The organism is Erwinia sp. PPS120, from assembly GCF_047918655.1.
Lineage (GTDB): Bacteria > Pseudomonadota > Gammaproteobacteria > Enterobacterales > Enterobacteriaceae > Erwinia > Erwinia tasmaniensis_A.
Window position 1 is genome coordinate 72,107 of the sequence record NZ_JBLREF010000015.1, and the last position, 19,340, is coordinate 91,446.

Genomic DNA, 19,340 nt, shown 5'->3' on the forward strand with positions numbered 1-19,340 from the left:
CCACCTTCTCCAACATCATCAATGGACTTCTACCGCGTAGTCTGCCACCGGCGTCATCTTCTTAATCAGCTTATTATCAAACAGAAATTGTTCGTATGCCTGGTAACGGGCAGGGTCCAGCTTTGCCGGGTCTTTCGCGAACAGGGGCAGAGAGTTTTGCCAGGCAAGCTGATTCAGCGGCGTATTTAATTCCGGGTGGGCTTTGGCAAACGCCAGCCAGCTCTCCTGCGGATGAGCCAGCAGATAATCGGTGCCTTTTTTCAGCGCGATAAGAAATTTCTTTATCCGGGGATCGTTGACCGCATCGCGGTTGGCGACGATCACCAGTTCGTCATAGGCCGGAACGCCATAATCTTCCACATTGAAGACCACCGGGTCTTTCCCCTTTAGCTTCAGTTCCTGAGCTTCAATATTGCGGTAGCCGCCAATCACGGCGTCAACCTGACCGGCCAGCAGCGCGCTGACCAGCTGGAAATTCACGTTAATCAACCGCACATTATCAGCCTTAAGGTGTTCATGTTTCAGCATGGTGCTGAGGGTTGCCTGCTCAATGCCGCTCACCGAATAGCCTATTTTCTTCCCTGCCAGACCGGCAGGGGAGGTGATTTTTTTATCCAGAGTGATAACCGTATTCAGCGGCGAATTGATCAGCGTGCCAATGCGCACCAGCGGCAGGCCCTGATCCGCAAAGAAGTGCAACTGGGGCTGATAGGTAATGGCCAGGTCTGCCTGTTTTGCGGCAACCAGGCGCGGCGGCAGGGCGGCATCGGAAGGCGACACTATGTTCACATCCAGTCCCTCGGCCCGGAACGCGCCGATCTGCTCAGCGACCATAATGGGCGCATGGTCAGGATTGATATACCAGTCGAGCACCAGGGTCAGCTTTTCCGCTGCCAGCGCATGGCCGCTCAGTGCCGCGGTCAGCAGCAGTCCGCACAGGGTATTTTTCACCGTTAATGATTCCTTGATTAGCTATTTTCGGGCGCCCAACGGATCAGGCGGTGGAGCAGCGCATCAATCGCGACCCAGAGTAATACGGTCATCAGTACCAGAATGAACAGCGCGGCAAAGCAGATATCGGTCTGCATTCGGGCGTTGGCGTTAAGCATCACGTACCCCAGCCCCTCTGCCGAACCGACCCATTCGCCAATAATCGCGCCGATGGGGGCGACGGCAGCGGCCATCCGCAGGCCGCTGCCGAAGGCGGGTAGCGCGGCCATCACCCGGACATGCAGCAGTTGTGCCCGGCGCGTGGCACCCATCGTTCGGGCAAGGTCAAGCCAGTCATTGTTAACCCGACGGAGGCCGTCATAGAACGCGGAGGTCACCGGAAAGAAGATCACCAGCACGGCCATCGCCACCTTAGCGCTCAGCCCGAAGCCGAACCACAGCACCAGCAGCGGCGCCAGCGCGAAGACGGGGATGGCCTGGCTGGTCAATACGACGGGCATCAGCCAGCGCTGGAGCCGGGGCGAAAAGGTCATACAGAGCGCCAGCAGCGTGCCCAGCAGGACACCGAGCACTAAGCCGCTTAGCACCTCTGAGGCGGTGATCAGACTGTGCCAGGCCAGATAGCTGAGGTTGTTCCAGAATGCGCAGGCAACCGCCGCAGGCGAGGGCAGCAGGAACGCCGGAATATTGCTTAAGGTTGCCAGCCACCACAGCAGGAGCAAACCGCAAAAGATCACACCTCCCCGCATCATTCTGCGGCCCTCACCAGCTGTCGCATCAGTTCACCCTGACTGGTTAACAGATTAGGGTCGTCCGGCGCGCGCGGAGGCTGCCCGACCAGGGTGTGACTGTCATCAATGTGGGCCGGGGAACCCGCCAGCACCAGCAGGCGATGGCTGAGGCGGCAGGCTTCCATGGGATCATGGGTGATCAACAGCACGGTATTATCCACCAACAGCTCGGCGGCCAGCGTCTGGATTTTGGCCCGCGTGAGCGTATCCAGCGCGGAGAAGGGTTCATCCATCAGCACGACCGGGCGACGTTCATACAGCGTGCGCGCAATGGCGGCGCGCTGGCGCATCCCACCGGAGAGTGCCGCAGGCAGCATTTTCCCGTGACCGCTTAATCCGACCCGCTCCAGCAGATGGGTGGCCCATTCCCGATCGCCTTTTTCTCCTCGCAGACGAGCGCCCAGCATGATGTTATCCATCACCGTCAGCCAGGGATAGAGCAGATCTCTCTGGCCCATCCAGGCGATACGGCCCGCCAGGGGGAGCCCATCGCTGCCGCTGACCGTACCTGCGTCGGGAGCCGCCAGGCCAGCGATGATTTTCAGCAGGCTGGTCTTACCGCTGCCGCTGGCACCGAGCAGCGCCACAAAGCTGCCGGGCGCAATATCAACGCTGAGATGTTGGAAAATGGTGCGCTGGCCAAAGCTAAGGCCAAGATTGCGACAGGCAATACCCGGTGGTCGTGCGCCGCTCACGTTTCTGACGCCGCGTTCAGCCCCATTTGCCAGAAGTTAGCTTCCAGACGGGTGGCGGTAGTGAAAATTTCAGCGAGGCTGTTAAACCGCCCCCCGGCCCCGCGCTGCTGACCAACACGCTCCAGCAGTGTCAGGGTCGCACCTACGCCGCTGAGATACTCCGCATTGCCATAGTTGCGTATCCATGAGGCCCAGGGATTCCCCTCCCAAAGAGTCTGCGTATTCTGGAGCAAACCCAGCCCGATTTCTGCATAGCCCGCCACACAGGGCAGCAGCGCTGCCAGCAGATCCAGCGCGTCGCCTGAGTGGCCGATATCCAGTACATAGCGGGTATAGTTCAGGGTTTCTGGCGCCTCGGGTTCATTCGCCATGTCCGTTTCACTCAGCCCCCATTGCTGGCAGTAGCTCACGTGGAGCGGGAGTTCACTAAGCAGGGTATTGAGAGACGTGGACGCCGCGCGCATCTCTGGCAGGGTGTGCAGTTTGCTGACCAGCAGGCCATAGGCACGGGCGAAGTGGATGAGAAACAGATAATCCTGCGTCAGATAACGGCGGAAAGCGGCATGGGGAAGCGTGCTGGAAGCCAGCTGTTGCAGGAAGGGGTGATTAACATAGTGCTGCCACTCTGCGCCCGCATGCTGGCGAAGACGACCATACAGGCCCTGGCTGAAATCAGGGATGGGTAGATGAGACACTGAACCTCCGAAAATAAGTGGAGATCCGGACACGCAGAAGTGTGAACAGGCAATTGATCAGTGCCAACCCGTCCCTTCGCTGGCATGACCCAGATCAGGTTCAAAGGGTTCGGCTTACGCCATCTCAGCCCATTACTGGACACCCCTCGGAGCAAACTGTTATACGATATTTTATTTTTGATTACAACGCCGTAACAAGGACAGTAACGCGGGGGGAACCTGTCGGTTAACGGCCCCGTGCAGGCCTCATCTCCGCTATTTCAGGTTCTCTGGTGACGATGGGCTTTCGCTACTCTCATCCTCATCATCCTCTCTGACCGGATGGTTGGCGGTAAGCAGAAAGGGCGACTGCTGCCAGCGGGTGCGGCGGGTGCGCAGCAGCGTCCGGCTGAGAATAATGCCGATTGCCAGCGCCAGCAGCATCATCAGACGCAGAATATTGGTGGTATTATCCACCTGACGGGATTCGGTGACCAGCACGTGGGTATCCAGCGTGACGCGCAGGAATCCGCGAGGACCATCGGGAGTATCCAGCGGCTGCACAATCTGATGGTTGAAGTAGCTGCCCGCGCGATGGCCGTCCAGCGCCAGCCGATCGCGTACGTTAATGGTTTCCCCGCTGTGAGCCAGCAGCGCACCGTTGTCGTCGTAGACCGAGGCATCAAGAATGCGGCTGTCCGTGGTCAGCAGCGCAATGGCCTCGGTAATTTTCTGCCGGTTATCATCGCTGTTTTCCATCAGCGGCGTCAGGCTCCAGGCAACCTGTCGCGTCAGCGTTCGGGCCAGCTCCTCAACCTGCGCTGAACGGGCCATCTGATGACCCAGACTGAACCATGAGGCTCCCTGCATCAGTATCACCAGCAGAGTGAGGCAGATCAGCACGATCGCCGTACGGTGTAGTCGGAATTTTAATCTGGCCTTTGCCATCTTCACCCTTCATATTTTTTCAACGAACGCCGTCCGCCTCTTCGCTTTATGTTGCCAGAACCGGGGCTGACAGGGTAGCCTCTTGCGTGGTTAATATGTCCCTACAGGAGCTGTAATGCCAAATAGTCTGACCTGGTGCGACCTGCCTTCCGATGTCTCTCTCTGGCCGGGGTTACCTCTCTCTCTTAGCGGTGATGAAGTCATGCCGCTGGATTACCGCGCTGGCCGCACCGGCTGGCTTCTGTACGGCCGCAAGCTTGATAAAGCCAGCCTTACGGCGCTCCAGCATCAGCTGGGTGCGGCGATGGTTATCGTCAGCGCCTGGTGCGTTGATCAGTATCAGGTCGTGCGCCTGGCGGGCTCACTGACCCCACTCGCCACACGCCTGGCGCACGAAGCGGGCCTGGACGTCGCACCGCTGGGGAAAATTCCGCATCTGAAAACGCCCGGACTGCTGGTGATGGACATGGACTCCACCGCCATAGAAGTGGAGTGCATTGATGAAATCGCCAGGCTGGCGGGCTGCGGTGAGCAGGTGGCGGAAGTGACTGAGCGGGCGATGCGCGGCGAACTTGATTTCGCTGCCAGCCTGCGCCAGCGCGTTGCGGCGCTGAAAGATGCGGATGCCAACATCCTGGTTCAGGTACGTGACCAGCTGCCGCTGATGCCGGGCCTGACGCAGCTGGTAGAAAAACTCCAGGCGCTGGGCTGGCACGTGGCAATCGCCTCCGGCGGCTTTACCTTCTTTGCCGAATATCTGCGGGACAGGCTCCATCTGTCTGCCATTGCGGCTAACGTGCTGGAAATCCGCGACGGCAGGCTGACGGGCGAGGTGCTGGGCGATATTGTGGATGCCCGCTATAAAGCCGATACGCTGCTTAAGCTGGCTGAACGCTTTGAAATCGCGGAAGATCAGACCGTCGCCATCGGCGACGGAGCGAACGATCTGCTGATGATCAAGGCGTCGGCGCTGGGCATTGCCTACCACGCTAAACCGAAAGTCAATGAACAAACGGCGGTGACCATTCGTCACGCCGACCTGATGGGCGTGTTCTGTATTCTCAGCGGCAGCCTGATCTCTGATGAGCGTTAAGGAGGCGATTTGGCCAAAGCGGTGAAGCGCGCCTTTGTCTGTAACGAATGCGGCGCAGATTATCCACGCTGGCAGGGGCAGTGCAGCGCCTGCCAGGCCTGGAATACCATTACTGAAGTTCGCCTCTCTGCTTCGCCCACCGTGGCGCGTAATGAGCGCATGGGCTATGCAGGCAGCGCTGGCACCAGCCGCGTGCAGAAGCTGTCTGAAATCAGCCTTGAAGCGCTACCGCGTTTCAGCACCGGCTTTAAGGAATTTGACCGCGTACTGGGCGGCGGCGTGGTGCCGGGCAGCGCGATTCTCATCGGCGGCAATCCCGGCGCGGGAAAAAGTACCCTGCTGCTGCAAACGCTGTGCAAACTTTCTGAGGGAATGAAAACCCTCTACGTTACCGGCGAAGAGTCGCTTCAGCAGGTTGCAATGCGCGCCCACCGGCTGGGTCTGCCTACGGAGAACCTCAATATGCTGTCGGAAACCAGCATTGAGCAGATCTGCCAGATTGCCGATCAGGAGCAGCCGAGGCTGATGGTCATCGACTCTATTCAGGTGATGCATATGGCCGATATCCAGTCATCGCCCGGCAGCGTCGCCCAGGTGCGGGAAACGGCAGCCTATCTGACCCGCTTCGCCAAAACGCGCGGGGTGGCGATTGTGATGGTGGGCCATGTGACCAAAGATGGCTCTCTGGCAGGGCCGAAGGTGCTTGAGCACTGTATCGACTGCTCGGTACTGCTGGATGGCGATGCCGATTCACGCTTTCGTACGCTGCGCAGTCATAAAAACCGCTTCGGTGCGGTGAATGAACTGGGCGTCTTCGCCATGACCGGGCAGGGGCTGCGCGAGGTAAGCAACCCGTCGGCTATCTTCCTGAGCCGCGGTGACGAAGTGACCTCCGGCAGTTCGGTCATGGTGCTGTGGGAAGGCACGCGTCCGCTGCTGGTGGAGATTCAGGCGCTGGTGGATCACTCGATGATGGGCAATCCCCGGCGCGTTGCCGTTGGCCTGGAGCAGAACCGACTGGCGATCCTGCTGGCCGTATTGCACCGTCACGGTGGGCTACAGATGGCGGATCAGGACGTGTTTGTTAACGTGGTTGGCGGCGTCAAGGTCACGGAAACCAGTGCGGATCTGGCGCTGATGCTGTCGATGGTCTCCAGCCTGCGCGATCGTCCTTTACCTCATGATCTGGTGGTCTTCGGCGAAGTCGGGCTGGCGGGCGAGATCCGTCCGGTGCCAAGCGGGCAGGAGCGTATCTCTGAGGCGGCAAAGCATGGCTTCCGGCGCGCGATTGTGCCCGCCGCTAACGTACCGAAAAGGCCACCGGAAAATATGAAAGTCTATGGCGTGAAAAAGCTCGCCGACGCGCTGGCGATACTGGACGACCTGTAACGTTTGGCCGGGATCATTCCTCCTGACGGCTGAACGTATTACTATCGGTCAGGCAGGTTCGTCTGGGCAGTTGAACGTCATTGCGATCGGTGAGGCGGGTTCGCCCGGATAGCTGAACGTACTATCATCTGAGGGCGGGCCTGACGCCGTCCTTTATGCAGGAGGCATTTGATGTCGTCATTTGATTATTTGAAAACCGCTATCCGCCAGCAGGGCAGCACGCTACAGCAGGTGGCCGATGCGAGCGGCATGACAAAGGGTTACCTAAGCCAGCTGCTGAACGCGAAAATAAAAAGTCCCAGCGCCCGGAAGCTGGAAGCGATTCACCGTTATCTCGGGCTGGAATTCCCTCGTCGCGAAAAAACCGTCGGCGTGGTCTTCGGCAAATTTTACCCGCTGCATACCGGGCATATCTATTTGATCCAACGCGCCTGCAGTCAGGTCGATGAGCTGCATATCATCATGGGCTACGATGAGCCACGCGATCTGCAGCTGTTTGAAGACAGCGCCATGTCGCAGCAGCCCACCGTCAGCGACCGACTGCGCTGGCTGCTGCAAACCTTTAAGTATCAGAAAAACATTCGTATTCACTCTTTTAACGAAGAGGGGATGGAGCCGTATCCGCACGGCTGGGATGTCTGGAGTCGTGGCATCACCGACTTTATGGAAAACCACGGCATCGTACCGAATCGCGTGTATACCAGTGAGGAGCCGGATGCTTCGCAGTATCAGCAGCATCTGGGCATTGAAACCATTCTGATCGATCCGCAGCGATCCTTTATGAATATCAGTGGCGGACAGATCCGTCAGGATCCGTTCCGCTACTGGGAGTATATTCCCACCGAAGTTAAGCCCTTTTTCGTGCGTACCGTGGCGATTCTGGGCGGTGAATCCAGTGGGAAATCGACCCTGGTGAACAAGCTGGCTAACATCTTCAATACCACCAGCGCCTGGGAATTTGGCCGCGACTACGTGTTTTCCCATCTCGGCGGCGATGAGATGGCCCTGCAATATTCCGACTACGATAAAATCGCGCTGGGTCAGGCGCAGTACATTGATTTCGCAGTAAAATATGCCAATAAAGTGGCCTTTATTGATACCGATTTTGTCACTACCCAGGCCTTCTGCAAAAAATATGAGGGGCGCGAGCACCCCTTTGTTCAGGCGCTGATCGACGAGTACCGTTTCGATCTGGTTATTCTGGTGGAGAACAATGTGCCCTGGGTAGCCGATGGGCTGCGCAGCCTGGGCAGCTCAGTGGATCGCAGGGAATTCCAGCAGCTACTGATCTCGATGCTGGAGGCGAATAATATCCCCTGGGTGCACGTTGAGCAGGATAACTACGATGAGCGCTTCCTGCGCTGCGTGGAGCTGGTGAAAGAGATGATGGGCACCTGACGCGCCCGGTAGCAAAGGCTGTGCCCTGCGCACAGCCTTTGCTACGCAGGCTCCACAGGCAATGGGCTTTATTTCAGGCCAGCGCCCGCAGGGCATTCACGCTTCGCTGGCGCACGAAAATCGCCAGCAGCAGCATGCCTGCCAGCGCCAGCACGCTGGCCAGCATAAAGGCCGAGGCGTATCCGCCGCCGTACTAAAAAGCCGCCGCCACGCCCAGTACCGGCAGTGAAAAAACGTAGCGCCACAGCCGGACATGGGAGGGGGCACCTTTCTCCGTCAGCCGTGTCGCGGGGCGTTCGGCAGCGATCAGCGTGCGCTCGGCTGCCGTAATGCGGGGATGGTGCTCGGGCCTGTCGCGAAACAGCCACAGCCAGAAGGTCAGCCAGACAAAGCCCAGAACGGCGATAGCCACAAACGAGACCCGCCAGCCAAAATGTAGCCCGATAAGACCCACAATCGGCGCCGCGACCGCCGCGCCAAGCGGCTGACCTGCGTTAGTGAAACCGACCGCGCGTCCCACCTCCCGGCGGGGGAACCAGTTGCAAATCGATTTATTGGTGGTGGTTCCCATCGGTCCTTCGCCAATGCCGAACAGCACGCGCACTATAAGCAGCTGGAAAAAGCTTCCAGCGAGCGCGGTGGCACCGCAGAACAGTGACCAGACAGCGGCCGCCCAGCCAAAGACCTTACGCGGGCCGTAGCGGTCTGCTCCCCATCCACCAAGAAAGCAGAACAGGCAGTAACTGATAAAAAAGCAGCTAAAGAGGATCCCCATCTGCGCATCATCAATATGCAGATCCTTTTTTACCAGGGGGGCCATAACCGATAGCGCGGCGCGATCGAGATAATTAAGCATGCCGGCGAAGAACAACAGCAGGGCGACGGTACTGCGGATATTTTTATACATAGTGTACGCCCTCCGCATCAATTCGCCGATGGTAAAGGGTATGCTCCTTCATCACCACGGCATCCGGCTCAAAGCCCAGCCCGGGGATATCAGGCAGGCTGAACTGCGGGGAGAGGTCGGGCTGTGGGTGAAGCCGCGCAGAGAAGTGAATAAAGGGGCGCTCCAGCTGGACATCATCAGGCAGGGCGGCGACGAGATGCGCGCTAGCCAGCAGTCCCGCACCGTAGTAAAAACAGTGGGGTACCATCTCCACCTTATGACGTCTGGCCTGTTCCGCTATTCGCAACGCGGCGCTGATGCCGCCCACTTTTGCCACGCTGGGCTGTGCCACATCCACGGCCTGCTGGTTAAACAGCGCCGCAAACCCTTCTGCACCTGACGCGTTTTCACCGGCGGCGATCGGTGTACCTTCCCGACGTACGCGCGCCAGCCCGGCTGCATCTTCCGGTGGCCACACTGGCTCTTCCAGCCAGGCCAGGTTCAGCGTCTTAAGCTCGCGCGCACGCTGGCAGGCCTCCTCTGGCGTCCAGGGACAGTTAACGTCCACCATCAAGCGGGCCTCCGCTGGCAGCGCTGCGCGGGCGGCGGCAATGGCCTCAACGTGCGTTTCATGCAGCTTCAGCGAGCGAAAGCCCGCCTGCCACGCCCTTTTCACCTGGCGCGCGACCTCTTCAGGCTGATTGTTATAGCTGACCAGGCTGGCGTAACACGCAATATGCTGGCGTGTGGCACCCAGCAGCTGCCATAGCGGCTGTTTATGATGCTGCCCCAGTAAATCCCACAGGGCAATATCCATTGCTGACAGGGCAAAGCGTACCGGGCCGCTCCCGCCAAAGGCATGGAGCGCTTTTTCTGCTCCATCAACCAGCGTTGCCAGCGTTTCAGGGCAGGTGGGGACCGTTTTGCCCAGAAAGTAGGGGATCACCAGGTCCTGTAATGCCCGGGCGGTAACGGCATTGGACAGGTGCCCGAATCCCTCGCCCCATCCCTGCCGTCCGCTGTCGGTAACGACCCGGATCAGTAGCGTTTCCATCTGCGTCAGCGCCGCTGATGCGGCATTCCACGCCCGTTCGCCGCTGACGGCCGTACCGCGATCGCTGGCAAACGGGATGCTGAGGCGTATAACCTCCACGTAACTGATTTTCATGCCATAAACCTCACAAAGTAGGGCGGCTGTACGCTTGTAATTAGCATAATGGGCGCGTATCAACCGGAGGAGATAAGAGGTGGATTGCTACACTCCCAGTATAAAAAGGGGCGCGGGGAGGTTCATCGTTCAGGCGCACAAGGATGCAGCCGGAACGGGTGGCATAATTTGGCATTTGGATAAGGAGTAGCGGGACGGGTCACAAAAAGAGGGAAAACGGCGGGCCTGAGTGCGCCCGCCGGAGACGGAGTAAGCGATAATTGCGCTATGCTCGCCTGATACTGAGCGAGTGTTAATGACATTATGCTCGCCTGATACTGAGCGAATGTAAATGACGTTATGTGTATTAGCTCAGACCTGATGCCAGCCGGATATTCAGTAAGCGATGACCACTTTACCGCGCATATGACCATCCAGTACCAGCCGGTGTGCCTCTGTCAGCGTCTCAACGCTCAGGCCCTGGAGCGTTTTGCTAAGGGTGGTGGTAATTTTCCCTTCGTCAATAAGCTTAGCGGTTTCGTTAAGGATCTCTCCCTGACGGGCGATATCCGGCGTGGTATACATGCTGCGGGTGTACATAAACTCAAAGTGCAGCGCCGCGCTTTTCAGCTTTAGCTCGGTCATATCCAGCGGGGCTTCGTTCTCAACGATGGTACAGATCTGTCCCTGAGGCGCAATCAGCTTTGCCATTGTCGCCCAGTGTCCATCGGTATCGTTCAGGCAGAAAATATAATCCACCTGCTGCAACCCCTGTTTTTCCAGCTCGGCAGGCATATTCCGATAGTCGATGACTTTGTCGGCTCCGCGATCCTTACACCACTCTACCGAGTCAGGACGCGATGCCGTGGCGATGATAGTGACCTTGCTGAATAGTTTGGCGAACGGAATGGCCAGCGATCCTACGCCGCCCGCACCACCGACGATCAGCAGCGTTTTTCCCTCTTCCGCCTGGTCAATGTGCAGCCGGTCAAACAGACCTTCCCACGCGGTCAGCGCCGTTAACGGAAGCGCAGCGGATTCCGCCCAGTTCAGCGAAGCAGGCTTGTGCCCGGTAATTCGCGCATCGATCAGCTGGAAGGTGCTGTTGCTGCCGGGACGGGTAATATCTCCGGCGTAATAGACTTCGTCCCCGGGCTTAAACCCGCTGACTTTGCTACCGACTTCATGCACCACGCCGCTGGCATCCCATCCGAGAATACGTGGTACCTGAAGGCCATTTTTTTGCGCGCCTTTATGCACTTTCGTATCCACCGGGTTAACGGAGGCGGCGTGAACTTCTACCAGCAGGTCATATTCGCCCGGCGTGGCTTTTTCCGGGTAAATTTCAATAAATTGCTGCGGATTTTCTGGATTAATTGCAATTGCCTGGATAGTCATAGTGCATCTCCTATAAGGTGTGACATTGAGTGTATAAGCTAAATACGCTGAAGATAAGTGGCACAATAACTAACTCAGCGTTCATCTCAGGTGAACAATCATGTTTAAACATCTCCAGGATATGGCGCTCTTTGCGCTGGTGGCCGAATGTGGCAGCTTTACTGCCGCCGCAATGCGAGCTGGATTACCGAAATCCAGCGTTAGCCAGCGGATCAGCCAGCTGGAACGTACTTTGGGTCTGCGACTTATTAATCGTACTACACGGCAGCTTAATCTGACCTTTGCCGGCGAGCGCTATCGGGTCCACTGCCAGGAGATGCTGCTGGCCAGCGAGCGAGCAGGTCTGGCGATCCAGCGCCTGCGGGATAATCCCAGCGGGCGGTTAAGAATCACCTCGCCCGCCGGGATTGGCGCCACGCTGCTGGCGCGGTTCAATGCCGCCTTTCAGAAAGAATATCCTGAGGTAATGCTGGAAGTGTCGGTATCCGATGAAATGAGCGATCTGGTGCAGGAAGGAGTTGATATTGCGCTGCGCACGGGTCAACCACACGACTCTTCGCTTATCGGTCGGCGGATAGGCTACTGCGAGCGCCTGCTGGTTGCCTCGCCCGCCTATCTGGCACAGAACAAGACGCTGCGGCATCCGGGCCAGATGGCTGAGCACCGATTCATCGCCCATCGCGCCTGGAGCGCGTGGCTGTTAAAGCGCGGCGAGGAGTATTTTCGCTGGCTGCTGCCGCCGGTCCATATGACGGATAATCTGATTTATGCCCGGGAGTGCGTACTGGAAGATGCAGGCATAACGCTTTTGCCGCGTTTTATGGCCGTAAATTTCCTCGTGGAGGGATCGCTGGTCAGGGCACTGCCGGAGTGGGAGGTCGAAGGTAATGAACTCTGGCTGGTTTACCCAAGCCGTAAACTGAATTCACCCGCGCTGGCGTGTTTTATCGATTTCGCGCTGCAATCGCCGATTTTTAAAGAGTTTTATCGTTAAATAACCGTGCGTAATATCGCGGTGCAGGCGGGTTGCGCCACGTACAATGTAGACAGGGCTGTGTGGCGGGATTCAGGGTCAAAACCCGCCCAGTGACACAGCTATGTTGTTTGCAGGAAGGTCAAAACCGGCCCGGCGACAGGGCTATGTTGCGGGTCAGAACGCCGGGACGCCATAAACCCCTCCCTGGGGGCTTCACTGCCGCATCCCTGCGGCAGAGACCCGGCTAATCTGCTCCGCAACACCGCCTTCTGGCTGCGGAATGGTCTTTAAGTAGTCTGGCACTGAGAAATATCAGAACCTGCTTCTGATCCTACCGTAATTATCTGTCGGTAGTTTTGTAATCTGATACTGAGGGTCAGAACGCTTTTAGCAGCGACAACAGAGCCAGAGGCCAGGCGGGGACCGTTGGCTAAGCGGACCGTCGAGCGCAGGGATGCGCGAGCCGAGCCCACACGGACGTGCTTGCGGCGTGTCCGCGTGACAACGGTTCCCGCAGGGCTTTGCACCTTATCATTGCAACGACATACGTGACGAAAAAACGGGTTTCGATGCTGCACAACAGTTGCACATCGTTCTTATTAAGAAAGAGAGCAGGGCCTGGCAGGGAGAAGTGTATGAATGGAAAACGCTATAAAAGATAAGGCGGTTTGCACCGCCTTATCGTCAGTGACTGGATCGTACGCTTATTACTTGCTCATACGCTTGTATTTGATGCGCTTTGGCTCCAGCGCATCGGCGCCCAGCGTGCGTTTCTTATACTCTTCGTACTCGGTGAAGTTACCTTCAAAGAATTCGATGTTGCCTTCATCCTGGTAATCCAGAATATGGGTGGCAATACGGTCCAGGAACCAGCGGTCATGCGAGATGACCATCGCGCAGCCCGGGAACTCCAGCAGGGCGTTTTCCAGCGCGCGCAGGGTTTCGATATCCAGGTCGTTTGTCGGTTCATCCAGCAGCAGCATGTTGCCGCCAACCTGCAGCAGCTTCGCCAGGTGCAGACGGCCACGCTCGCCGCCGGAGAGTTCGCCAACGCGCTTACCCTGATCCACGCCCTTAAAGTTAAAGCGTCCGACATAGGCACGGCTTGGCATTTCCGTGGTGCCGATACGCATAATATCCTGGCCGCCGGACACCTCTTCCCACACGGTTTTGGAATTATCCATGCTGTCGCGGAACTGATCGACCGAAGCCAGCTTCACGGTATCGCCGAGCACAATGCTGCCGGAGTCAGGCTGTTCCTGACCGGACATCATGCGGAACAGGGTCGATTTACCGGCACCGTTCGGGCCGATGATGCCCACGATAGCGCCCTTCGGCACGGAAAAGGTAAGGTCATCGATCAGCAGGCGATCGCCGTACGATTTGCGCAGGTTACTCACCTCGACCACCTTATCGCCCAGGCGCGCGCCCGGTGGGATAAAGAGTTCGTTAGTTTCGTTACGCTTCTGATAGTCGGTGTTATTCAGCTCTTCAAAGCGAGCCAGACGGGCTTTGCCTTTAGACTGACGGCCTTTTGCCCCCTGACGCACCCACTCCAGCTCTTTCTCAATCGACTTACGACGAGCGGCTTCGCTTGATGCTTCCTGCGCCAGACGCGCGTCTTTCTGCTCCAGCCAGGAGGAGTAGTTGCCTTCCCACGGGATACCTTCGCCGCGGTCCAGCTCAAGGATCCAGCCCGCCACGTTATCAAGGAAGTAACGGTCATGGGTGATCGCGACCACGGTGCCTTCAAAGTCGTGCAGGAAGCGCTCCAGCCACGCCACGGATTCAGCATCCAGGTGGTTTGTTGGCTCATCCAGCAGCAGCATATCGGGTTTTTCCAGCAGCAGGCGGCACAGGGCGACGCGGCGACGCTCACCGCCGGAGAGGTTGGCGATTTTCGCATCCCAGTCCGGCAGGCGCAGCGCATCGGCGGCGCGTTCAAGCTGGGTATTCAGGTTGTGACCATCATGGGCCTGAATAATTTCTTCCAGGCGACCCTGCTCGGCAGCCAGCTTATCGAAGTCTGCATCCTCTTCAGCGTAGAGCGCGTAAACCTCATCAAGACGCTTCAGCGCGCCGACCACTTCCGCCAGCGCCTCCTCAACGGATTCGCGAACGCTGTGCTCCAGATTTAGCTGCGGCTCCTGCGGCAGATAGCCGATTTTCAGGCCGGGCTGCGGACGCGCTTCGCCTTCGATATCTTTATCAATACCGGCCATGATGCGCAGCAGGGTGGATTTACCTGCGCCGTTCAGACCGAGCACGCCAATTTTGGCACCCGGGAAAAAGCTCAGGGAGATGTTTTTAAGAATATGACGCTTCGGCGGAACCACTTTGCCGACGCGGTGCATGCTATAGACGAATTGAGCCACGTAGGATGAGCCTCTTGGTGTCTGTGTTTTAATTGGGGCAGCAGGCCGCCCGCTCAGACGGCAAGTTTAGCGGGTTTCCCGGGGTAATCACAGCCCGGGAGCCGGGGATTATCCCCCCTGGCCGTTCAGCATCACGATGCCCAGCTGTGTCAGCCGCTGATTCAGGCTCGCGGGCGGCGCTTCGTCGCTTACCAGCGTATCGAATGCGCTGAGTTCGCCAATGCGCGCAGGTAGCACTTTGCCAAACTTACTGCTGTCCGCCAGCAGGATTTTATGGCTGGCCCGCTGTAACGCCTGATGTTTCATGGGCAGTTCATTCAGGTTATAGCAGGTCGCGCCCTGAACATCGTCAATACCGGCGGCAGAGATAAAGGCCTTGCCCGGGCAGAGACTGTCCATTACCGAACCCGAGCCAAGCGGCGTGAAGAGAGCATTGTCGGCGTGAAACTCTCCGCCGTTGAGGATCACCCGGCAGGCCGGTTTCTCCTTCAGCGCCAGGAAAGTGTTCATCGCGCAGCAGATAGCGGTAAAGGTCAGCTGGTTATCAATGGCGTCGACCACCCACGGCATGGTGGTGCCACAATCGAAAAAGACCGTATCGCCCGGCTCTATTAGCGCGGCGGCCAGCTGCCCGAGACGCCGTTTCTTATCGACGTTTTGTGCCTGCTGATCGGAAACAAAGTAGTGGCCCTGATGACTTTTCGGATCGCTGACGATATAGCCGCCCAACAGCACCACCATGGCGGAGGGTTCGCTGAGATCGCGCCGGACGGTCATTTCTGAGACGCCGAGCAGCTGGGCCGCATCTTTCAGATGGATCTTGTCGGTCCGCTTTAGCGCCTGCGCCAGTCTGTTAATGCGCTCGTCACGCCGGGTTTCCATACTCATCACTCCTGGATCAATCAGTTAACATCCCTCGCCGCCGTGCTGTGACCTTAAATGTTGCCACGCCGGAGCCGGTGGAAGAGGACAGGAACGCCCCTGAGATCGCGATAAATATCCCATATTTTAAAGGTTTGCATCGCGCAGAGCAGACAGGTTGCCAATATTACCTTCAATGGGATCGCGCCGCAAATCTCACAAACTGGCTGAACCTCTTTTTAAGACGGATCGGGTCGGCAGGGGTAATGTCGGCTGCGGGATGCCAGCCCGGCAGATTTTTCAGATTAGCGCATCGATTGTGAAAATAATAACATTTTTTCAGCGGCGTGAGTGCGCATATCCTCCGTTTTATCCAGAATTTTCCGATGAGACGAGTGTCACATTTTTAACATACCCTGGTTGTTATTGTTAGTTTTACAACATTAAATGATCGTACTTTACAGGGGAGAAATGTGATGGATATTGCCGTCATCGGTTCAAATATGGTCGATCTGATCACCTATACCAGTACGATGCCAAAAGCTGGCGAAACGCTTGAAGCGCCCGATTTTGCGCTGGGCTGTGGCGGAAAAGGGGCTAATCAGGCGGTCGCTGCCGCAAAGCTCGGGGCGAACGTGATGATGGTCAGCAAGGTGGGCGAGGATCTTTTTGCTGAGAACACCATCAGAAATTTACAGCAGTTTGGCGTCGATACGCAGCATGTCACCGTTGCCCGCGGCACTTCCAGCGGCGTTGCGCCCATCTTTGTGGACGATCAATCGCAAAACCGCATTTTGATCATCAAAGGCGCCAACGCTCGGCTTACACCCGCCGATATTGATGCCGCCGCAGAGGAACTTAAGGCCTGTCGCCTGCTGGTGCTCCAGCTGGAAATCCCGCTGCCGACGGTTTACCACGCCATTACCTTTGCGCGTCAGCACGGTATTCAGGTGATCCTTAACCCGGCACCCGCCGTGGCCGGACTGGATATTGACTACGCCTGTCAGTGCGATTTTTTTATGCCGAACGAGACGGAGCTGGAGATCCTCACCGGCATGCCGGTAAGCAGCGATGACGAGGTGCTGCGTGCCGGACAGATGCTGCTTGGACGCGGGTTAAAGAATCTGATCATTACCCTGGGGAGTCGGGGATCGGTCTGGATGCAGGGTGACGCGGTTTATCGCGTTGAGCCGGTGCCCGTTAAGGCGGTCGATACCAGCGGAGCCGGTGACGCCTTTATTGGCTGCTTCGCGCACTTTCTGATCCAGCACGGCGATATTCCGCGCGCAATGCAGTCGGCATCGGCCTTCGCCGCCTGTAGCGTTACCGGCCGGGGCACGCAGCGGTCATACCCCGATGCCGACGCCTTTCACCGTTTTCTCACCGCTTAACTGAGGATTCGCCATGCACCAGAACATTGTCCAGCAGCCTGACGGCTACTTAAATAAAACGCCGCTGTTCCAGTTTATTCTGCTCTCCTGCCTGTTCCCGCTGTGGGGATGTGCTGCCAGTCTGAATGATATTTTGATTACCCAGTTCAAAAGCGTATTCGCGCTGAGCGACTTCGCCAGCGCGCTGGTGCAGAGCGCCTTTTATGGCGGCTATTTCCTGATTGCGATACCGGCTTCGCTGGTGATCCGCAGCAGCAGCTACAAGGTCGCCATCCTGCTGGGACTGGCGCTCTATATTGCAGGCTGCGTGCTGTTTTACCCCGCGTCGCATATGGCGACCTATACCATGTTCCTGGCGGCTATCTTTGCCATCGCCATCGGGCTGAGCTTTCTGGAGACGGCGGCCAATACCTACAGCTCGATGATAGGCCATCGCGACCGCGCTACGCTGCGCCTTAACGTCAGCCAGACCTTTTATCCCGTTGGCGCGCTGATGGGCATTGTGCTGGGGAAATATCTGGTGTTTCAGGATGGCGACAGCCTGCACAGCCAGATGGCGGGCATGGATGCCGGGCAGCTGCATCAGTTCCGCCTGGCGATGCTGGAGCATACGCTGGCGCCTTACAAATATCTGGTGATGGTGCTGGTGGTGGTTATGGTGCTGTTTCTGCTGACGCGCTATCCACACTGTAAACCGGCAAGCGTCGGCAGAGCGCGCCCCTCGCTGGGTGAAACCTTTCGCTATCTGGCGAACAATCGGCACTTTAAGCGCGGGATTATTACCCAGTTCCTGTATGTCGGCATGCAGGTGGCGGTGTGGTCGTTTACCATTCGACTGGCGCTGAACCTGGGCGCAGCGAACGAACGTCATGCCTCTAACTTTATGATTTACAGTTTTATCTGCTTCTTTATCGGCAAGTTTGTCGCCAATTTCCTGATGACCCGCTTTCGCGCCGAGAAGGTCCTGATCGCCTATTCGGTGGTGGGCGTTGCCACGCTACTCTATGTGATGCTGGTGCCAGACTTTACCGCCGTTTATGCCGCCGTGTTTGTCAGCGTGCTGTTTGGTCCCTGTTGGGCGACGATTTACGCCGGTACGCTGGCGACGGTCGACAATAAATATACCGAGGTGGCCGGTGCCTTTATTGTGATGGCTATCGTGGGGGCGGCCTTCGTGCCCGCGCTACAGGGACTGGTGTCCGATCGGCTGGGGTCTATGCAGCTGGCCTTTGGCGTCTCGCTGCTGTGCTTTGCCTGGGTAGGCTTTTACTTCTGGGGTGAGCTGCGCTTCAAAAAACAGCCCGTTGCCGGCGGCGATCTGGCTAAGGGGGCGTTATGACAACGCGTTTGCCGCTGACCCCCGCGCTGTTTTCTGCGACGCCGCGCGTGCTATTAGATAACCCCGCTTTTACCGTTGAGCTGTTCCGCTTCCCCTCAGGGATTGAGGCGGTAAAGCTGATAAACAGCCGGGGATCGCTTATCGTGCTGCCGTTCTATGGCCAGATGATTTGGGACGCGGTGTTTGACGGGCGATCTCTGACCATGGGCAGCGGCTTTACTCAGCCGTTGCCGGGTAACAATATTATTGATACCTATGGCTGCTTTGCTTTCCATTCCGGCCTGCTGGCCAACGGCTGCCCGGCCCCGGAGGACGAGCATCCCCTGCATGGCGAAATGGCCTGCGCGCGAATGGACAGCGCCTGGCTGGCGCTGGATGAGGAGCGGGTAACGCTGCAGGGGGAGGTGGAATATATCAAAGGGTTTGGACACCACTACCGCGCCGCACCGTCGGTGACCCTGCTGGCCGGGAGGCCGCGCCTTGAGATAGCGATGAAGGTGACTAACCTCTCCGGCAATCCAATGCCGTTACAGTATATGTGCCATATGAACTATGCGTGGGTGGACAACGGCGTCTTTCGCCAGACTATTCCGCAGGCGGCTTTTCAACTGAGAACCAGTATTCCGGGCCACGTTCACCCGACCGCCAGCTGGCTGGACTACACGCGACAGCTGGCGAGCGCGCCTGCGGAATTTGACGGGCTGAGCCGCCCCGAAATGTGCGATCCGGAGATTGTCTTCTTTGCCGATAATCTTGCGAAGTATGGCGAAAGCGCGGAATTTAGCGTGCAATCGCCGCAGGGTTACGGCTTTAGCACGCGGTTTGCTACCGCGCAGTTTCCCCATGCGACGCGCTGGATATTGCATAATGCTGACCAGCAGGTAGCCGCCTTTATCCTCCCCGCCACCTGTCGCCCCGAGGGGTTTCTGGCAGCGAAGCAGGCGGATACGCTTATTCAGCTGGCACCCGGGCAACAGCGGGACTTCAGGGTGGAAACCGGCATGATGGAGACCGCCTGCCCGCGGTGA

General features: G+C 57.8%; 17 protein-coding genes and 1 riboswitch. Of the genes, 7 read left to right on the forward strand and 10 right to left on the reverse strand.

All coding sequences use genetic code 11. The features are described 5' to 3' along the window. Nucleotides 1–18 precede the first annotated feature (18 nt). The 5 genes from ACLRGG_RS10225 to ACLRGG_RS10245 form a co-directional block, all read right to left on the reverse strand. Nucleotides 19–951 (reverse strand): ABC transporter substrate-binding protein, encoded by a 933-nt coding sequence (locus ACLRGG_RS10225; protein ID WP_416249670.1) that lies wholly within the window; start codon nt 949–951, stop codon nt 19–21. A 17-nt stretch (nt 952–968) separates the two neighbouring features. Then, nucleotides 969–1,703, reverse strand: a complete 735-nt coding sequence (locus ACLRGG_RS10230) for an ABC transporter permease (protein ID WP_416249671.1) — start codon at nt 1,701–1,703, stop codon at nt 969–971. After that, on the reverse strand, nt 1,700–2,437 hold the full coding sequence (locus ACLRGG_RS10235; RefSeq protein ID WP_345830397.1) for an ABC transporter ATP-binding protein: 738 nt from the start codon (nt 2,435–2,437) through the stop codon (nt 1,700–1,702). The genes ACLRGG_RS10230 and ACLRGG_RS10235 overlap by 4 nt, the downstream gene beginning before the upstream one ends. Then, nucleotides 2,434–3,117, reverse strand: coding sequence for a TenA family protein (locus ACLRGG_RS10240; RefSeq protein WP_416249808.1), 684 nt, complete (start codon nt 3,115–3,117; stop codon nt 2,434–2,436). Before ACLRGG_RS10240 ends, ACLRGG_RS10235 begins: the two co-directional genes overlap by 4 nt. A gap of 69 nt (nt 3,118–3,186) precedes the next feature. Next, nucleotides 3,187–3,289: riboswitch (TPP riboswitch) on the reverse strand. Between the two features lie 98 nt (nt 3,290–3,387). Beyond that, complete coding sequence (locus tag ACLRGG_RS10245) at nt 3,388–4,059, reverse strand: YtjB family periplasmic protein (RefSeq protein ID WP_416249672.1); 672 nt, start codon at nt 4,057–4,059, stop codon at nt 3,388–3,390. 115 nt (nt 4,060–4,174) lie between these two features. On the opposite strand from ACLRGG_RS10245, the gene serB reads away from it, so the two are divergent. From serB to nadR, 3 genes are all read left to right on the forward strand, one after another. Next, on the forward strand, nt 4,175–5,152 hold the full coding sequence (gene serB, locus ACLRGG_RS10250) for a phosphoserine phosphatase (protein ID WP_416249673.1): 978 nt from the start codon (nt 4,175–4,177) through the stop codon (nt 5,150–5,152). Nucleotides 5,153–5,161: 9 nt separating this feature from the next. Beyond that, a complete protein-coding gene (radA, locus tag ACLRGG_RS10255; protein ID WP_416249674.1) occupies nt 5,162–6,541 on the forward strand; it encodes a DNA repair protein RadA in 1,380 nt (459 codons plus the stop codon). Between the two features lie 171 nt (nt 6,542–6,712). Beyond that, entirely contained in the window at nt 6,713–7,939 is a 1,227-nt protein-coding gene (gene nadR / locus ACLRGG_RS10260; protein ID WP_416249675.1) for a multifunctional transcriptional regulator/nicotinamide-nucleotide adenylyltransferase/ribosylnicotinamide kinase NadR, read from the forward strand. 193 nt (nt 7,940–8,132) lie between these two features. Here the strand turns inward: nadR and ACLRGG_RS10265 are convergent, their stop codons facing one another. The 3 genes from ACLRGG_RS10265 to ACLRGG_RS10275 all read right to left on the reverse strand — a co-directional run bounded on the left by ACLRGG_RS10265 (nt 8,133) and on the right by ACLRGG_RS10275 (nt 11,370). Beyond that, nucleotides 8,133–8,846: an MFS transporter gene (locus ACLRGG_RS10265; protein WP_416249676.1), complete on the reverse strand. Its 714-nt coding sequence runs from the start codon at nt 8,844–8,846 to the stop codon at nt 8,133–8,135. Then, nucleotides 8,839–9,993: a mandelate racemase/muconate lactonizing enzyme family protein gene (locus ACLRGG_RS10270; protein ID WP_416249677.1), complete on the reverse strand. Its 1,155-nt coding sequence runs from the start codon at nt 9,991–9,993 to the stop codon at nt 8,839–8,841. Before ACLRGG_RS10270 ends, ACLRGG_RS10265 begins: the two co-directional genes overlap by 8 nt. 375 nt (nt 9,994–10,368) lie before the next feature. Then, nucleotides 10,369–11,370, reverse strand: a complete 1,002-nt coding sequence (locus tag ACLRGG_RS10275) for a zinc-binding alcohol dehydrogenase family protein (RefSeq protein ID WP_416249678.1) — start codon at nt 11,368–11,370, stop codon at nt 10,369–10,371. A 100-nt stretch (nt 11,371–11,470) separates the two neighbouring features. Between ACLRGG_RS10275 and ACLRGG_RS10280 the strand changes: the two genes are divergently transcribed. Further along, on the forward strand, nt 11,471–12,364 hold the full coding sequence (locus ACLRGG_RS10280) for a LysR family transcriptional regulator (protein ID WP_416249679.1): 894 nt from the start codon (nt 11,471–11,473) through the stop codon (nt 12,362–12,364). Nucleotides 12,365–13,053: 689 nt separating this feature from the next. On the opposite strand, the gene ettA is transcribed toward ACLRGG_RS10280, so the two are convergent. Next, nucleotides 13,054–14,721 carry an energy-dependent translational throttle protein EttA gene (gene ettA, locus ACLRGG_RS10285; RefSeq protein WP_416249680.1) on the reverse strand — a complete coding sequence of 556 codons (1,668 nt, stop codon included), beginning with the start codon at nt 14,719–14,721 and terminating at the stop codon, nt 13,054–13,056. A 108-nt stretch (nt 14,722–14,829) separates the two neighbouring features. Next, nucleotides 14,830–15,603, reverse strand: coding sequence for a DNA-binding transcriptional repressor DeoR (gene deoR / locus ACLRGG_RS10290; RefSeq protein WP_416249681.1), 774 nt, complete (start codon nt 15,601–15,603; stop codon nt 14,830–14,832). A 455-nt stretch (nt 15,604–16,058) separates the two neighbouring features. On the opposite strand from deoR, the gene rbsK reads away from it, so the two are divergent. From rbsK to ACLRGG_RS10305, 3 genes are read left to right on the forward strand one after another with little or no spacing between them, the layout of a single operon-like run. Then, nucleotides 16,059–16,973, forward strand: a complete 915-nt coding sequence (rbsK, locus tag ACLRGG_RS10295) for a ribokinase (protein ID WP_416249809.1) — start codon at nt 16,059–16,061, stop codon at nt 16,971–16,973. A 13-nt stretch (nt 16,974–16,986) separates the two neighbouring features. Continuing rightward, nucleotides 16,987–18,312: an L-fucose:H+ symporter permease gene (fucP, locus tag ACLRGG_RS10300; protein WP_416249682.1), complete on the forward strand. Its 1,326-nt coding sequence runs from the start codon at nt 16,987–16,989 to the stop codon at nt 18,310–18,312. Next, nucleotides 18,309–19,340, forward strand: coding sequence for an aldose 1-epimerase family protein (locus tag ACLRGG_RS10305; RefSeq protein WP_416249683.1), 1,032 nt, complete (start codon nt 18,309–18,311; stop codon nt 19,338–19,340). Before fucP ends, ACLRGG_RS10305 begins: the two co-directional genes overlap by 4 nt.

Coding starts and splice junctions, on each gene's coding strand:
- ACLRGG_RS10245 (WP_416249672.1), bottom strand. CDS start 4,059: ATGGCAAAGGCCAGATTAAAATTCCGACTACACCGTACGGCGATCGTG.
- fucP (WP_416249682.1), top strand. CDS start 16,987: ATGCACCAGAACATTGTCCAGCAGCCTGACGGCTACTTAAATAAAACG.
- serB (WP_416249673.1), top strand. CDS start 4,175: ATGCCAAATAGTCTGACCTGGTGCGACCTGCCTTCCGATGTCTCTCTC.
- nadR (WP_416249675.1), top strand. CDS start 6,713: ATGTCGTCATTTGATTATTTGAAAACCGCTATCCGCCAGCAGGGCAGC.
- ACLRGG_RS10280 (WP_416249679.1), top strand. CDS start 11,471: ATGTTTAAACATCTCCAGGATATGGCGCTCTTTGCGCTGGTGGCCGAA.
- deoR (WP_416249681.1), bottom strand. CDS start 15,603: ATGGAAACCCGGCGTGACGAGCGCATTAACAGACTGGCGCAGGCGCTA.
- ACLRGG_RS10265 (WP_416249676.1), bottom strand. CDS start 8,846: ATGTATAAAAATATCCGCAGTACCGTCGCCCTGCTGTTGTTCTTCGCC.
- ACLRGG_RS10270 (WP_416249677.1), bottom strand. CDS start 9,993: ATGAAAATCAGTTACGTGGAGGTTATACGCCTCAGCATCCCGTTTGCC.
- ACLRGG_RS10305 (WP_416249683.1), top strand. CDS start 18,309: ATGACAACGCGTTTGCCGCTGACCCCCGCGCTGTTTTCTGCGACGCCG.
- ACLRGG_RS10230 (WP_416249671.1), bottom strand. CDS start 1,703: ATGATGCGGGGAGGTGTGATCTTTTGCGGTTTGCTCCTGCTGTGGTGG.
- rbsK (WP_416249809.1), top strand. CDS start 16,059: ATGGATATTGCCGTCATCGGTTCAAATATGGTCGATCTGATCACCTAT.
- ACLRGG_RS10275 (WP_416249678.1), bottom strand. CDS start 11,370: ATGACTATCCAGGCAATTGCAATTAATCCAGAAAATCCGCAGCAATTT.